The 14,577-nt window shown below is 61.5% G+C and carries 18 protein-coding genes and 1 pseudogene; 11 read left to right on the top strand and 8 right to left on the bottom strand.

Annotated features, from left to right (window positions below):
• Window positions 1–65: 65 nt before the first annotated feature.
• The 3 genes from AC1TXO_RS18590 to AC1TXO_RS18580 all read left to right on the top strand — a co-directional run bounded on the left by AC1TXO_RS18590 (window position 66) and on the right by AC1TXO_RS18580 (window position 2,359).
• Window positions 66–1,004, top strand: coding sequence for a 2-hydroxyacid dehydrogenase (locus AC1TXO_RS18590; protein ID WP_486403098.1), 939 nt, complete (start codon window positions 66–68; stop codon window positions 1,002–1,004).
• 36 nt (window positions 1,005–1,040) lie between these two features.
• The gene (locus tag AC1TXO_RS18585) at window positions 1,041–1,829 is read left to right on the top strand and encodes a PhzF family phenazine biosynthesis protein (RefSeq protein WP_486403097.1); all 789 of its coding nucleotides are present in this window, start codon (window positions 1,041–1,043) and stop codon (window positions 1,827–1,829) included.
• 122 nt (window positions 1,830–1,951) lie between these two features.
• Window positions 1,952–2,359, top strand: coding sequence for a GFA family protein (locus AC1TXO_RS18580; protein WP_486403096.1), 408 nt, complete (start codon window positions 1,952–1,954; stop codon window positions 2,357–2,359).
• A gap of 41 nt (window positions 2,360–2,400) precedes the next feature.
• On the opposite strand, the gene AC1TXO_RS18575 is transcribed toward AC1TXO_RS18580, so the two are convergent.
• Together AC1TXO_RS18575 and AC1TXO_RS18570 are read right to left on the bottom strand one after the other, a co-directional pair.
• The gene (locus tag AC1TXO_RS18575) at window positions 2,401–3,354 is read right to left on the bottom strand and encodes a halovibrin HvnA (RefSeq protein ID WP_486403095.1); all 954 of its coding nucleotides are present in this window, start codon (window positions 3,352–3,354) and stop codon (window positions 2,401–2,403) included.
• A complete protein-coding gene (locus AC1TXO_RS18570) occupies window positions 3,351–4,097 on the bottom strand; it encodes a hypothetical protein (RefSeq protein WP_486403094.1) in 747 nt (248 codons plus the stop codon). The genes AC1TXO_RS18575 and AC1TXO_RS18570 overlap by 4 nt, the downstream gene beginning before the upstream one ends.
• Here AC1TXO_RS18570 and AC1TXO_RS18565 point away from each other — a divergent pair.
• Entirely contained in the window at window positions 4,087–4,275 is a 189-nt protein-coding gene (locus tag AC1TXO_RS18565) for a hypothetical protein (RefSeq protein WP_486403093.1), read from the top strand. The genes AC1TXO_RS18570 and AC1TXO_RS18565 overlap by 11 nt on opposite strands.
• The gene (locus AC1TXO_RS18560; protein WP_486403092.1) at window positions 4,268–4,606 is read left to right on the top strand and encodes an FKBP-type peptidyl-prolyl cis-trans isomerase; all 339 of its coding nucleotides are present in this window, start codon (window positions 4,268–4,270) and stop codon (window positions 4,604–4,606) included. The genes AC1TXO_RS18565 and AC1TXO_RS18560 overlap by 8 nt, the downstream gene beginning before the upstream one ends.
• A gap of 592 nt (window positions 4,607–5,198) precedes the next feature.
• Here AC1TXO_RS18560 and AC1TXO_RS18555 read toward each other — a convergent pair.
• Complete coding sequence (locus tag AC1TXO_RS18555) at window positions 5,199–5,861, bottom strand: hypothetical protein (protein WP_486403091.1); 663 nt, start codon at window positions 5,859–5,861, stop codon at window positions 5,199–5,201.
• A 144-nt stretch (window positions 5,862–6,005) separates the two neighbouring features.
• Between AC1TXO_RS18555 and AC1TXO_RS18550 the strand changes: the two are divergent.
• The 4 genes and pseudogenes from AC1TXO_RS18550 to AC1TXO_RS18535 all read left to right on the top strand — a co-directional run.
• Window positions 6,006–6,161 (top strand): annotated as a pseudogene (locus tag AC1TXO_RS18550) (FKBP-type peptidyl-prolyl cis-trans isomerase); the annotation flags it as partial.
• 174 nt (window positions 6,162–6,335) lie between these two features.
• Window positions 6,336–6,995 (top strand): histidine phosphatase family protein, encoded by a 660-nt coding sequence (locus tag AC1TXO_RS18545; protein ID WP_486403090.1) that lies wholly within the window; start codon window positions 6,336–6,338, stop codon window positions 6,993–6,995.
• Window positions 6,996–7,112: 117 nt separating this feature from the next.
• Entirely contained in the window at window positions 7,113–7,613 is a 501-nt protein-coding gene (locus tag AC1TXO_RS18540) for a hypothetical protein (RefSeq protein ID WP_486403089.1), read from the top strand.
• Window positions 7,600–7,845, top strand: a complete 246-nt coding sequence (locus AC1TXO_RS18535; protein WP_486403088.1) for a hypothetical protein — start codon at window positions 7,600–7,602, stop codon at window positions 7,843–7,845. Before AC1TXO_RS18540 ends, AC1TXO_RS18535 begins: the two co-directional genes overlap by 14 nt.
• Window positions 7,846–7,920: 75 nt before the next feature.
• On the opposite strand, the gene AC1TXO_RS18530 is transcribed toward AC1TXO_RS18535, so the two are convergent.
• The 3 genes from AC1TXO_RS18530 to AC1TXO_RS18520 all read right to left on the bottom strand — a co-directional run bounded on the left by AC1TXO_RS18530 (window position 7,921) and on the right by AC1TXO_RS18520 (window position 11,068).
• Window positions 7,921–8,649, bottom strand: a complete 729-nt coding sequence (locus AC1TXO_RS18530; protein ID WP_486403087.1) for an aspartate/glutamate racemase family protein — start codon at window positions 8,647–8,649, stop codon at window positions 7,921–7,923.
• Between the two features lie 14 nt (window positions 8,650–8,663).
• Window positions 8,664–10,199: an NCS1 family nucleobase:cation symporter-1 gene (locus AC1TXO_RS18525; RefSeq protein WP_486403086.1), complete on the bottom strand. Its 1,536-nt coding sequence runs from the start codon at window positions 10,197–10,199 to the stop codon at window positions 8,664–8,666.
• A gap of 431 nt (window positions 10,200–10,630) precedes the next feature.
• The gene (locus tag AC1TXO_RS18520) at window positions 10,631–11,068 is read right to left on the bottom strand and encodes an Lrp/AsnC family transcriptional regulator (RefSeq protein ID WP_486403085.1); all 438 of its coding nucleotides are present in this window, start codon (window positions 11,066–11,068) and stop codon (window positions 10,631–10,633) included.
• A 132-nt stretch (window positions 11,069–11,200) separates the two neighbouring features.
• Between AC1TXO_RS18520 and AC1TXO_RS18515 the strand changes: the two genes are divergently transcribed.
• Window positions 11,201–12,103 carry a DMT family transporter gene (locus tag AC1TXO_RS18515; protein ID WP_486403084.1) on the top strand — a complete coding sequence of 301 codons (903 nt, stop codon included), beginning with the start codon at window positions 11,201–11,203 and terminating at the stop codon, window positions 12,101–12,103.
• A gap of 29 nt (window positions 12,104–12,132) precedes the next feature.
• Window positions 12,133–13,062: a class I SAM-dependent methyltransferase gene (locus AC1TXO_RS18510; protein ID WP_486403083.1), complete on the top strand. Its 930-nt coding sequence runs from the start codon at window positions 12,133–12,135 to the stop codon at window positions 13,060–13,062.
• A gap of 31 nt (window positions 13,063–13,093) precedes the next feature.
• Here AC1TXO_RS18510 and AC1TXO_RS18505 read toward each other — a convergent pair whose 3' ends face one another.
• Window positions 13,094–13,642 (bottom strand): adenine phosphoribosyltransferase, encoded by a 549-nt coding sequence (locus tag AC1TXO_RS18505; protein WP_402758250.1) that lies wholly within the window; start codon window positions 13,640–13,642, stop codon window positions 13,094–13,096.
• A 54-nt stretch (window positions 13,643–13,696) separates the two neighbouring features.
• Window positions 13,697–14,431 (bottom strand): Crp/Fnr family transcriptional regulator FnrA, encoded by a 735-nt coding sequence (gene fnrA, locus AC1TXO_RS18500; protein ID WP_186666359.1) that lies wholly within the window; start codon window positions 14,429–14,431, stop codon window positions 13,697–13,699.
• Between the last annotated feature and the right edge of the window lie 146 nt (window positions 14,432–14,577).

The raw sequence follows: 14,577 nt of genomic DNA, 5'->3' as shown, positions 1-14,577 counted from the left end.
CGAGGGACCTCGCAGTCTCCAGCCGAACTGGCATAATCCCCCTCTGAATCGAACCGGAGGGTGGCATGAGCAAGACAGTCCTGGTACTGGTGGAAACCGTCGACGATTACCTGCCGTTGCTCGAACAGGCCGGTTACCGCCTGATCCGCGCACCGTCTGCGCAGTTGCGTGCCAAGGCCATCTCCGAACAGGGCGAGCAGATCGACGCCGTGCTCACCCGTGGCCCGCTGGGCCTGACCGCCGCTGAAATCCAGGCGCTGCCCAGGCTTCAGATCATCTGTGTGATCGGTGCAGGCTACGAGCAGGTCGACCTGGCCGCCGCCAAGGCCCGTGGCATCACCGTCACCAATGGCGCTGGCGCCAATGCCGGTCCGGTCGCCGACCATGCCATGGCCTTGCTGCTGGCGTTGCTGCGTGACATTCCCCGTTCTGACGCCAGTACCCGGCGCGGCGAGTGGAACCGGGTCATCAGTCCGTCGGTGAGCGGCAAGCGTTTGGGTATCATCGGCCTTGGCGCCATCGGTCAGGCCATCGCCAGGCGTGCTGCCCAGGGCTTCGACATGAGCGTCAGCTACCACAGTCGCACTCCGCGCACCGATACGCCCTACACCTGGCATGAAACCCCGCTGCAACTGGCCCAGGCCGTGGATATCCTGGTGATCGCCACCCCGGGCGGTGCCGGTACCCATCACCTGGTCGATGCACCGGTGCTCGCTGCGCTGGGCAGCGAGGGTTATCTGGTCAATATCGCCCGTGCCAGTGTGGTCGACACCCAGGCGCTGGTGCAGGCTTTGCAGACCGGCGTCATTGCCGCTGCCGCACTGGACGTGTTCGATGACGAACCCGCTGTGCCCGATGCCCTGAAGGCTCTGGGCAATACCGTACTGACCCCGCATGTGGCTGGGCAGTCGCCGGAAGCGGCACGCGACACCGTGACCTTGGTGCTGCGCAACCTGCAAGCGTTCTTCGCCGGTGAGCCGGTGCTCACGCCGGTCCATGGGTAATCTCTGCTTCGATCCCGCCCTACAAGGAGTGTGTGCATGCAACTCGAGATCTTCCAGGTCGACGCTTTTTCCGCTGAACCCTTTGGCGGCAACCCCGCGGCAGTGATCCCGCTGGACACCTGGCTGCCGGACGATGTGCTGCAGCGTATCGCCGAAGAGAACAACCTGTCCGAGACGGCCTATTTCGTGCGTAACGGCGAAGGTTACGACCTGCGCTGGTTCACCCCTACCGTTGAGGTCGACCTGTGTGGTCACGCCACGCTGGCTTCGGCCTGGGTGTTGTTCGAGCAGTTGGACGAACAGGCCGAAGTGCTGCGCTTCAATACCCGCAGTGGCGAGCTGCGGGTCAGCCGTGGTGCTGATGGCCTGCTGGCCATGGACTTCCCGGCCAAGCATCCGCAGGCGGTGCAGATCCCTGATGGTCTGCTCCAGGCCCTGGGCCTGCCGAGCGCCAGTGCGCTGTACCGCTCGGACGATTTCGTGGTGGTGATCGACGATGCGGCCCTGCTCGATCCGCTCAAGCCCGACTTCGTCGCACTGTCGGCCTTCGATGTGCGTGGCATTGCCGTGACCGCGCCGGGCCGTGGCTTCGACTTCGTTACCCGCTGGTTCGGCCCGCGTGTAGGGGTCAACGAAGACCCGGTGACCGGCTCTGCGCACACCACGCTGGCGCCGTACTGGTCCGAGCGCCTGGGCAAGCGCAGCCTGAGCTGCGAGCAGGGCGGGGCGCGCAAGGGGCAGTTGCACTGCGAGGTGCCGGGCAACGGCCGGGTGATCATCAGTGGGCGCGGGGCACTGTACATGCGAGGGAAGGTGTTTATCTGATCGGCTGGGTGGCCTTTGCCGGCCTCATCGCGGGGCGAATCGCAGCAGCGAGCCGTCCCGCGATGAAGGCGGCAGATGCACCGCTATACTTGGCAACTTCCTACCTGCCAGGAGCCCACCCCATGTCTCACACCAAGCACGGCGCCTGCCTCTGCGGCGCCACACGCCTGACTGCCACGGTCGACAACCTCGAGGTCAATGCCTGCCACTGCAGCATGTGTCGCACCTGGACCGGCGGCCCGATGTTGGCGGTGCACTGTACCCGGCCGCCGAGCTTCGAAGGTGCTGCTCCCAGCGTTTACCGCTCCTCGGACTGGGCCGAACGGGGCTTTTGCGGGCAGTGTGGCACCCACCTCTATTATCGGTTGATCGCCAAGGACGAGTATGCATTGCCGGCCGGTCTGCTCGAAGGCGAGCAGGACTGGCAGTTCACGATGCAGATCTACGTCGACCAGCGCCCGGCCTGGTACTGCTTCGCCAATCAGACCCAGGACCTCACCGGCGAACAGGTCATGAAACTGTTCGGTTAGCCCTGCACTGGCTGCGGCGGCTGATTTGGGGGCGATCGACATCATTGGTCAGCCGCGATGAACTGGAAGGTCGCACTGTTTTTGTGTGTGGCGGGCAACGTGACCTTGATGAGCGGCACGTTGATGCCGGTCTTGGCCAGGAAGCGCTGCTTGTTCTTGCGTGCATCGACCAGACCTGCGGCCGATGCATAGAAAAACGCTTCGATGGGCAACACCTTGCCTTGGGCCTGCGGCCAGATTTGCAGAAGCAATTCGTTCTGTTCGCCGAAGTAGGCGGTGTTCAGCCACTTTGCCTGCAGGCCCGCATAGAAGTTCGGTCCGGCATGATGATTGAGTTTGTCACGCACATCGAAGCCGCAGATATTGCTGCCGGGGGTGCCGGGGGGAAATTTGCTTACCCACTGCCTGCCTGTGGTAATGCCCAACTGATGGCAGGCGTTGCTTCCCGGTACGCCAGGATAAACGCCGCACGCCCGTCGGTCTGTCCTGTTGTCCGTCCAGCCATCCATCGGGAAGTGACAGAGAATCTGTATCTTGAGTTTGCCAGGCGGGGTACTGAGAATCGGGTAGAAGATGAATCCGTTAGCGTTGTTCGGCGCCCACGCGAATATCTTGAAGTTGTTGTCCTTGCGCAGATAAGAGAATGAAACGCTGCCCTTCTTGATCGCCTTTGGGCTCGGGTCCCAGGAGTCATAGGCATCACCGTAGATAGTCGCGCGGATAATGATGCCGGAGCAGAGAAACGCGGGTTTGCTGTCGCTTCCGCAGTTGCGGCGGGTATTGTTGTAACGGCGCGTGAGTTCCGCTGCAGTGGCGGGGCCGTTGAGCACGGTGTTCAACGTGGAGACGGAAGACAAGGTGGAAGCGGAAGACAAGGTGGACGCGGAGGGCTGGATGGATACGGGCGGCTCGGTCGACACCCTGGGCTGATTCGACTGCCGGCCAGAGCAGGCGAGTAAAGGTATGAATACCGCCAGCAGCAGTATCTTGTTCATCGAGTAGCCCTCAACCAACGGAGGATACGCGTCAGGATCACGCGACCGCTCAGAGACCAGCCCTGCCACGGCCTTTCCAATCTCTCGATGTACAGCACCTGGGAAATGACCCTGCGCGTGTCGGCAGGGCGAAGAACGGCGTAGTTCAGCCAGACCTTGCGGCCTTGGTTCTGTCTGAACCAGTTCTCATCGATGGTAATGCTCACCGATCTGGAACCGGCCGGCACTGCGACTTCCTTTGTGTCGACGTACGTGGTCGGCCCGCTATAGAGGCGGGCACGTACTCGGTGTCCGGCCGCTATGTTCGTGTAGCTGATTCGAAGTGTGCGGGTGCCTTGGGGCAGGCTGGGTCGCTCAAGCACCATCGCCGGAGATTGCACCCTGACGTTCCGACTCTGGGAGATCCGCCAGCCTTCGGCGCCGGTGCGCAGCGCGAAATTCAGGTCCATGACGTTACCGGCGGAGCCGTACAGCATGAATTTGGGAATTGCAGTCAGCAATGGACGTTGCAGGGAGTCGAGCCGTCGCTCGATATCATCGTAGATGACCTGGCCGATGCGCCCACGCACGCGGATGTAATCGCCAACAGCCATTCCCGCCGAGATCGGTACCTCGCAGCGCAGTGTTTCGCCAGAGATACCGTAGATCGTGTCGATCGTCAGGTATTGGCTCGAAGGGTTGCCTGGGTCGCTGTCCGCTTGCGGCAAGCTGGGAGCTGTCCAGGCTTGCTCCATGTCGTTCATGTGGAACTCCAACGCAGGTGTTGATTTTCGATCGATTTTCTCTGGCAAGCACGGACCTGTAACCTGGCAGAATTATCAGGTAACCCTGGCGCCCCACGGCAAGTCGGGCTTGCCATTGGTGCGCATTCCTGAGAAAAACCACGCCGGTACGACTGTGTTGGAGCAGGTTCATGAGTAATGTCTTACAGGTCAGCGATGTGTTGGAAGGCGACGGCAAGGCCGTGGTCAAGGGCGCCCTGATCACCACCCAGTACACCGGCTGGCTGGCCGACGGCAGCGAGTTCGACTCGTCCTGGTCACGTGGCAGGCCGTTCCAGTGCGTCATCGGCACCGGCCGGGTGATCAAGGGCTGGGACCAGGGCCTGGTGGGCATGCGTGTGGGCGGCAAGCGCAGGTTGCAGGTGCCCGCGCACCTGGGCTACGGCGAGCGTTCGGTGGGCAGCATCCCGCCGAATTCGGACCTGACCTTCGAAATCGAGCTGCTCGAGGTGCTGACGCGGGATGATTGAGTAACTGGCTTGGCCTCAACAAATCCAGCTCTACTGCTGGTGCAGCACTACGTGGTGCTTTTTCTAGGGCCGGTAGCTGCACAGGTGTACCACTGGTGCAGGAGTTCGAAGCCCAGTATTCCCTGGAGCGTGATCAGGCTTTTCTGAGCTTCCTAGAGGGCAAGGTGAAAGAGTTGGAAATCACCCTAGTGGTTACACAGCTCCAGCTCTGTAACCACAGGGTGCACATGGGCTTGGAACAGCCCTCAGTTGGTGAGTAAGGATCGGTAATGAGTTTGTATGTAGTGGTGGCAATGTGCATCCAAATGGCAGGGGAGGCTACGCCAACGTGTAGCCCTTATGCCACTGATGGTAAGGTGTACAGGAGCGAAGCTCTCTGTGAATCAATGGCGGAATATCGCTATCAAGAGGGGGTGAAAGCCCTTAAGGCACAGGCTGCCCAACGTGGACAAGAGCCGCAGAGGATGGCCGTTTACAGTAAGTGCCTCAGTGCAGATGACACGATAAAGCTCTTGGAGAACCCCGATTCCAACGGGCTCAACCTCTGAGAGTGCAAGCCCAGCCTAACCCGCTGGGCTTTTTCATTCTCAACTCAAGCTATACATTTGGTGTAGATGAAGGCTGTAAGCGCCACAGCCGCTAGCAGATAGGGTGCCATAAGGTCTAGCGTCTCCCTGTGAGACACCCAAGCTTCCCACCTATATTTAAACTCATACCTCAGCAGCTTTCTGAAATGCTTCTTGCTCCAGCTCTCGGTATATTTGTTTAAGTCTATGTGGTTCCTTGTGGATACAGTGCCGTAATACTCATGCTCGAATTTTGTTGGGTAGGAAATCCCTCTCTTGAGTATTCCTTTCTTTTCGTATCTAGGTTCTTGGATTCCCGGTTCATCCCCACCATAGACGTCAACCGCAGCACCCACTAGCGCCTCAACTTCATCTGTATCATGGGCGTAATAGTAAACTGAAGGATCATCAAGAAGCTTGCTCGACCATTGCACAAATAGCCTTTTTCTGTATTTCTCTGAGTAGGCGTAATACCGTAAGACGCTGTACAGCACCCCCGCGACAAGAAACCATTGCAGATTCTCATGACGGGTGAGTTCAATCTTAAATATTAGTGTGTTCACTTCCTTCACCTGTGCACCCGTGGCCACTAGCGCTAGCATCAGCAGGGACAGGGAAAACAGCATGGCACGCTTACTCTTAAAGCCTTTGTCGTTCTCTGGTTCTGGGTCGAGTTGTTCCGCACTCATTGCAGGGGTCCGTCTTCATCCAATTGAAAGGTGAGGGCACAGCGCCATCATTGTCTCATATCCCGTCTTCCCCAGCAGCGGCAGCCTAAGCCCTTGGGCTTCACGATATAACCCCGTGTACTGTGTAGCTTACAAAATACTTGTGACCAGGGCCTGATGGGCATGCGTGCGGGCGGCAAGCGCAGGTTGCAGGTGCCCGCGCACCTGGGCTACGGCGGGCGTTCGGTGGGCAGCATCCCGCCGAATTCGGACCTGACCTTCGAAATCGAGCTGCTCGAGGTGCTGACGCGCGACGAATGATGTCCAGTTGTTGCCGTGGTGACGTAATTCGGCAATATCGAGGGTCCAACATGGCTGCTGCCACGGAGGGCCAGCATGGAACAGCCCATGAGACAGCCGGTACGCAGCACTGCGGCTGTCCAGCATGGTGCACAGGCAAGGATGCTTCCCGTCCTTAGCCGAACGAGCCCTGCCATGAAGTGGATGCAATACGTGCGACGCCGTCACCTGTTACTCGGACTCACCCTCGCTGCGGTGCTGATACCGCTGACCCTCGATGTGGTGCAAAGCCGCGACCAGCACGGTGACGGAACCCAGACCCTGGTATTCCTGCGTCACGCCGAGAAGCCCGGCGAAGGACTCGGGCAACTGAACTGCCAGGGCCTCAATCGCGCCATCGACCTGGCCACCCTGCTGCCGGAGCGTTTCGGCGCGGCCGACTACGTGTTTGCCGCCGACCCCGGGCGGCATGTCGAGGAAGGCAGCCAGGATCAGCGCTACAGCTACATCCGCCCGCTCATGACCATCAGCCCCAGCGCCATCCGCCTCGGCCTGCCGGTCAACATCGACTTCGGCGCCAACGACTATGACGACCTCGCCGAAGAACTGCTGCGGGCCAAGTACCGCAATGCCACGGTCTATACCGCCTGGTCGCACGGCTATCTGCCCGACCTGATCAATGCCGTGGCCGGCAAGGCCCTGGGCGAGAAACGCGTCATCACCTCGGACTGGGACGGCGACGACTTCGACACCCTCTATGTGATCACCCTGACCTGGCACGACGGCAAGGCCACGATGCTCAGCCGTAACGTGCGTCAGGAACTTGATGGCGGGTCGGAGGTTTGCCCGACCTGATTCAGACGTTTCTGACTCAATCGAGGTGTTCAGGCTGACATATTTCCAGATGACGAAAAAGGCACTGTCCACGGGGTTTCGGAAGTCCGATTCCGGGAGTGAATAGTGCGGGGTTGCATGGAAATCGATCGGTCTTATCGGTTCATTGGTCATCGCGGCGTGACCTTCGATGTCATCGAGTTCACTGTCAGGGCCGATAACTGCTGCTGGCTCAATACGCTGCATATTCCGACAGCGGGCCGACATCAATATCGGGTGGTGAGTGAGGTAAAGGCGTTATACGCGCGGATGCTGGCCGGGCAATTGCCCTGCGTGATGGCGGTGGCGGTTTCATTGCCGTTGACGCGCGAGCAGGGGGATGCTTTGAACGCACAGCGCTGGACAGTCGCTGCTCTGGTGTCGGCAGGGGGGGCTGCAGTTACCGGGACGTTCGCTCCGGCGTTGGTAGCTGGTGCGGCAAAGATGGGCACATTCGCTTTTGTCTCCAGCCGTCTGTCAACGTTTCACGCGGGTGATGTCTTGGTATCGGTCGAGGCCAAGGTCCAGGGCGGTATCGGTCCGCAACGCAGTTCTACTTCCCTGATACTGGAAGGTGGGGTCGAGCATGTCGTTCGATGATCTGCTGCAGCCGATTTTGATCATGATCAGCTGGTGGGCACTGGATCGCTGGACCGTATCACCCTGGCGCGGATGGGTAGGGCTGGCCCTCCTGGCGGGTGGCCTGGCCAGCTTTTTCTGGACCGAAATGTGGAGAGTTTTTGGTCACGAAATAATCATGTGGAAGTCGTCCGCTGTATCTCTCGGCTTTTTTCTCATGGTGCGCAACAATCGGCATGTCGACGGGTCGTGAGCGTTACTGGGAGAGGAGTATCCTGCGCCTGGCCGCCGCACCCTTGGCTGATGATGCGGCGGCCTCGCGCTGAATTTACCGCCCCAACCGCATCGGCCAGCCCACCACCTTCTTCGCCCGTGGCGTTGCATAGGTGCGCACCTTCGACGTGCTCAACCCCAGGCGCACCAGTGATTCGGCAATGGTCACCGCCGCGCTCACGCCATCGACCACCGGCACGCCGGTACGCTGGCGAATCTGTTCGTCGAGCCCGGCCATGCCGCCGCAGCCCAGGCAGATCACCTCGGCCTTGTCGTCACGCACGGCGCGTTCGGCCTGTTCGACGATGGCCTCCACGGCGCGCTGCGGATCAGCCTCCAGCTCCAGTACAGCCAGGCCGCTGGCCCGAACCGAGGCGCAGCGGTCATACAGTCCGGACAGCTTCAGGCGGTCCTCGATCAGTGGCACGGTGCGGTCCAGCGTAGTCACCACCGAATAGGCATGGCCCAGGTACATCGCGGTGCTGGCGGCGGCATCGGTGATATCCACCACTGGCACATCGAGCAGCTCCTGCAAACCCTCGCGGCCGTGCTCGCCGTAGCCGGCCTGGATTACCGCGTCGTAGGGCTGGTCATAGGCCAGCACCCGGTCCATCACGGCGATGGCGGCCAGGTAGCTTTCGAAATTGCCTTCCACCGACTCGGCGCCGAACCAGGGCGTCAGTCCGACGATCTCGGTACCAGGCGCTGCCACGCTGCGCGCCTGCTCGGCGATGGCCTCGGTGATGGCTTCGGTGGTGTTGACGTTGACGATCAGAATACGCATGGAAAATCCCTTGATCAGTGGCTGCTGTGGTCGACGGCGATGGCTTCGCCGCTGACGTCGAGGTATTGGCGGTTACGCGGTGCGATCAGCAGGTAGAGCGCTGCGGCGGTGCTGGCGCCGATCAGCCAGGAGAACGGCGCGACGCTGTGGAAGTGCGGCACCAGGGCCAGGACGATGGCCAGCAGGGCCGAGGGAATGAAGGCCGCGAGGGCACGCAGATTGATGCCACGCGAGTAGTGGTAGGCCCCGGCCGGGTTCTCGCTGTACAGCTCCGGTACATTGATCCGGCCTTTGCGCAGCAGCCAGTAGTCGGACATGATCACCCCGTACAGCGGGCCGAGCAGGGCACCCAGGCCAGACAGGAAGTACACGATCACCAGTGGGCTGTTGTACAGGTTCCACGGCAGGATCAGCACCGCCACGGTCGCGCTGATCAAGCCGGCGCGGCGGAAGTTCAGGTGCCGCGGCGCGAGGTTGCTGAGCACGAAAGCCGGAGCGACGAAGTTGGCCATGATGTTCACTGCCACGGTGACGATCAGGAAGGCCATGCAGCCCAGTACCAGGAACAGTGTGTTGGGGATGGTGGCGACGATCTGGGTCGGACTGTCGATCACCTGGCCGTTGATCTGGAACTGCGCACCGCACAGCACCACGGTGATCACCGCGAACACCAGGATGTTCACCGGCAGACCCCAGAAGTTGCCGACGCGGATGGTCCGACGCGACGGCGAGGAACGGGCGAAGTCGCAGAAGTTGAGCACCAGGGTGCCGTAGATCGCCAGCCACAGTGCGCCGCCGGCGAAGATGTTGCGCCACATCTCGTAGCCGGTCAGGGGATCGCTCACCGACCAGGCGATGCGTGCGTCGTTCTTGAAGAACATCCAGGCCGCCAGGCTCGCCACGGTCAGCAGGATCACCGGACCCGCGAAGCCTTCGTAACGACGCACCATCTCCATGCCGTAGGCGAGGATCACCAGTTGTACGACCCAGATGGCGACGAAGCACATCCAGCCAAGGCTGGACAAGCCAAGCACGCTGTCGTGATCGTACGCCGCGACCTGGGGCCATACGGCGCTGAGCAGCACGCGCAACACCACCGAGGCGAGGTAGGTCTGGATGCCGAACCAGGCGATGGCGATCACCGCGCGGATCAACGCAGGGATCTGCGCGCCGTGGATGCCGAAGGCGATGCGGCTCATCACCGGAAAGGGCACGCCGGTCTTCTGGCCCATGTAGCCGGAGAGGTTCATGAAGAAGTAGACAAGCGCGGCACCGATCGCCAGGGAGACGAGGATCTGCCAGCCGCCAAGGCCGAGGGCGAACAGGCCCATGGCGAAGGAGTAGTTGGCGATGTTGTGCACGTCGTTGGTCCACAGCGCGAAGATGCTGTAGCCGCCCCAGCGGCGGCCCTCGATGCGGGTGGGGGCAAGATCGCGGTTGTGCAGGCGCGGGCTCAGCTCGAAGGATCCTGCGGGGGATTCGAGTGGTGTGGCGGTGGGGTGGGTGCTGGCAACGGAAAGTTCAGGGGCAAGGTCGAGACTGCTACTCATTCCGGCGGCTCCTGATGCGCTAGGACTGCGATGAGGCGGGCTTGCGCACGGGCTCGCCTTCTCGTCTGTGCAGCATTGGCATCACTGGGTTCTGGGCGCGAACGGCCTGCGGGACAGGCGCTGCGAGTTCTTGTGTATTTATGTTTTGTTCGAGTTGTATACAAAACATGAGTTCACTAAAGCCAGTTCCATGCCAGAGAGGACACAGTTTTCAAGTTGCTATTATTTTGAATTCGTCCTTATTGATGATAACTAGATGATAAATAGCCAATATAACTTGACCATTTGATCAGCATTTATTTTTCCTAGAAGCGTTACTTGATTTTTGGGTCAATTTTTAGCGCGCAGTTCATGTAACTTGTTGGGGCACTGTCGTAACCAGTGCACACAAAAATGGCACCTGAGGTGACATTCTTGTGTACAGATTTTGCTCAGGCCATCGGTGGCAGGCGTCGCTTGACCGGTGTCTTCTTGATGATCGCGGTGTTGGTCTCGGCCAGGGTATTGAGCCGATCCAGCAGGCTGTCCAGTTGTTCCATCGAGCGCACGTGCAGGCGGGCGATGAAGCAGTCGTCGCCGGTCACCTTGTCGCATTCGGTGAATTCGGGAATGGCGATGATCTGTCGCTCGACTTCCTGCAACTGCCCCGGCAGCGGGCGAATGCGCACGATGGCCTGCAACTGGTAGCCGAAACAGCGCGGATCGATCTCGACGGTGTAGCCGCGCAGGACGCCGCGCTCTTCCAGGCGCCGCAGGCGCTCGCTGACGCTGGGGGCGGAGAGGCCGCTGATCTGCGCCAGTGCCTTGAGCGAGCGGCGCGAATCGTTCATCAGTGCATTGATCAGCAGTTGGTCGATATCGTCGGTCATGGATGCCTCGTCAGGTAAAAAGCCGAATCTACCTTGATAGTAAAGGTGAATACGGCTATCCGGCTTTTTTATCCGCTGGAGGGGGCGGTCTGCTCTACGCATACTGTTGCCATCTTCGACAGGAGGCATGAGATGGACAGTTCGATTCGTCGCGGCTCGCTGGAAATGGTGGCCGCCATGCTGATTTCCGGGACCATCGGCTGGTTCGTCCTGGTGTCCGGTCAGCCGGTGCTGGAGGTGGTGTTCTGGCGCTGTGTGCTGGGCGCCGGCACCTTGTTGCTGATCTGCGCGGTCATGGGCTTTCTCAAGCCCGGTGTTCTGACCCGCGCGACTTTCCTGCTGGCGGTGCTAAGCGGTGTGGCCATCGTCGGCAACTGGTTGCTGTTGTTCGCTTCCTACTCGCGGGCCTCGATTGCCATCGGCACGGCGGTGTACAACGTCCAGCCGTTCATGCTGGTGGGGCTGGCGGCGGTGTTTCTCGGTGAGCGGATCACCGCAGCCAAGCTGACCTGGCTGGGTCTGGCTTTTGTCGGCATGTTGGCGATCGTCAGTGCTCACGGGCAGGGGCAGGGCGGCGACCAGTACCTGCTGGGCGTCGGGTTGGCGCTGGGGGCGGCGTTGCTCTATGCCTTGGCGGCATTGATCATCAAGCGCTTGAGCGGGACGCCGCCGCACCTGATCGCCTTGATCCAGGTCAGTACCGGAGCCTTGCTGCTGGCCCCTTGGGTCGGGTTCGGCGATCTTCCGGCAGCGCCTGTCGCGCTGGGTAGTCTGGTGACACTGGGTGTGGTGCATACCGGATTGATGTACGTGCTGTTGTACAGCGCCATCCAACGCTTGCCCACGGCGCTGACCGGAGCACTGTCGTTCATCTATCCGATTGCCGCGATCCTGGTCGACTGGGTCGCCTTCGGCCATCGCCTGGCCGCGCTGCAGTGGCTCGGGGTGGCACTGATCCTGCTGGCGGCGGCAGGGATGCAGCAGGGCTGGTGGTTCAGGCCGCGCAAGGCGGGCACGGCGCCGCAAAGCAGGTAGAATGGCGGTTTTTCGCAATGCGGCCCGCCATGACGTCTCCGATCCACACCCTGGAGCAGCACCTGCTCACCGCCCTTGATCCGGCTCCTGTCGAAACCCGTCGGTTGTTCCATGGCCGCGGCCGCTGCTGGCCGGGCCTGGAGCAGATCACCGTCGACTGGCTCGACGGCGTGCTGCTGGTGGCCCTGTTCCGCGAGCCGGCCGAAGGCCAGTTGGCCGAGCTCGAGGCGATGCTGCGCGCATTGGCCGAGCGCCCGCAATGGACCGGCCAGGCGATTCTGCTGCAGCATCGCTACCTGCCCGACAGCCCCGGCCAATGGTTGCTCGGTGAGCCTTGCCAGCAGCGTACCGTGGTCGAGGATGGCTTGAAGTACCTGCTCGACCTGGGCGTTCGGCAGAACAACGGCCTGTTCCTCGACATGCGCTACGGTCGGCGCTGGGTGCGCGAGCAGGCGGCGGGCAAGCGGGTACTGAACCTGTTCGCCTACACCTGCGGCTTCTCGGTGGCGGCCATTGCCGGCGGCGCGCAGCAGGTGGTCAACCTGGACATGGCCAAGTCGGCGCTGTCGCGCGGGCGCGAGAACCACCGCCTCAATGGTCACGATGCTGCAAGCGTCGCTTATCTCGGGCATGAGCTGTTCAAGTCCTGGGGCAAGGTACGCAAGTACGGGCCGTACGACCTGATCATCATCGACCCGCCGACCTTCCAGCGTGGCAGCTTCGTGCTCACCCAGGACTACGCCAAGATCCTGCGCCGGTTGCCCGAGCTGTTGAGCGAGGGGGGAACAGTGCTGGCCTGCGTGAACGATCCGGCGATCGGCCCGGCGTTTCTCATCGAAGGCATGGCGCAGGAGGCACCGCAACTGGCCTTTGTCGAGCGCCTGGAGAATCCGCCGGAGTTTCCCGACGCAGACCCGCAGGGCGGCTTGAAGGCGCTGGTGTTCCGCCAGCAGGGCTGAACCCGAGGGTGTCGGGTTCGGCCCGACAGAATCAGTATTCGGACAGCGAAAACTCGGTCAGGCAGAAGGTCGGCACCCCGGCGGCCTGCAGGCGGCGCGAGCCTTCGAGCTCTGGCAGGTCGATGATCGCCGCGGCCTCGAATACCTTGGCCCCGGTGCGGCGCACCAGGTTGGCGGCTGCCAGCAGGGTGCCGCCGGTGGCGATGAGGTCATCGAAGATCAGCACCGAATCGCCGTCGCACAGGCTGTCGGCGTGCACTTCGAGGAAGGCTTCGCCGTATTCGGTCTGGTAGGGCTCCGACAGCACGTCGGCCGGCAGCTTGCCCTGCTTGCGGAACAGGATCAGCGGCTTGTTCAGCTGGTGGGCGATGATCGAGCCGATCAGGAAACCCCGCGCGTCCATGGCACCGATGTGGCTGAACTCGGCCTCGACATAACGCTCGATGAACTGGTCGGCGACATAGCGCAGCCCGCGCGGCGACTGGAACAGCGGGGTGATGTCACGGAAGATCACGCCCGGCTTGGGGAAGTCCACTACCGGGCGGATCAGGGCTTTGAGGTCGAAGGCGTCGCTGTGCATGGGGCGGGTATCCTGGAAAAACCAAGCACTCAGTATACCCTGCCCGTGTCGCGATCAGGCCTCCATCGCACCACCGGCCAGCGCGCACAGCTGGATCGGGTCGAGGATGTGCACTTCCTTGCCCTCGGCCTTGAGCAGGCCGTTCTGCTGGAAGCGGGTGAACACCCGCGACACGGTTTCCACCGCCAGGCCCAGGTAGTTGCCGATCTCGTTGCGCGACATGCTCAGGCGGAACTGGTTGGCCGAGTAGCCACGGGCGCGGAAACGGGCCGAGAGGTTGACCAGGAAGGTGGCGATGCGCTCGTCGGCGGTTTTCTTCGACAACAGCAGCATCATCTGCTGGTCGTCACGGATCTCGCGGCTCATCACCCGCATCAACTGGCGACGCAACTGCGGCAGTTGCACCGAGAGTTCGTCGAGGCGTTCGAAGGGGATCTCGCAAACGGAGGTGGTTTCCTGGGCCTGGGCCGACACCGGATAGGCTTCGGTGTCCATGCCCGACAGCCCGACCAGCTCGCTGGGCAGGTGGAAACCGGTGATCTGCTCTTCGCCGGCATCGCTGAGGCTGAAGGTTTTCAGGGCGCCGGAGCGTACCGCGTAGACCGAGCCGAAATTGTCACCTTGGCGGAACAGGAACTCGCCCTTCTTCAGCGGGCGACCGCGCTTGACGATTTCATCCAGTGCGTCCATGTCCTCGAGGTTGAGCGACAGGGGCAGGCACAGGGGCGCCAGGCTGCAATCCTTGCAATGGGCCTGGCTGTGGGGGCGCAGTTTGACTGGCTCGGACATTTCTTTCGATCCTTGTGATAAAGCACACATAAGCTGTAAGGGTAACCCACAGCTGGATTGGAGGCCAGCCTGCACTTTTTTGGTGCGGCCTGGCGGCGCCTGCGCGCGGGTGTGCGCGCAGGCCTTCTACCCTCCATGGTGTGCCT

Source organism: Pseudomonas sp. FA117 (genome assembly GCF_057370475.1).
The sequence above is the reverse complement of the archived record's forward strand: the minus strand, read 5'-3'. Positions and strand labels throughout refer to the sequence as shown.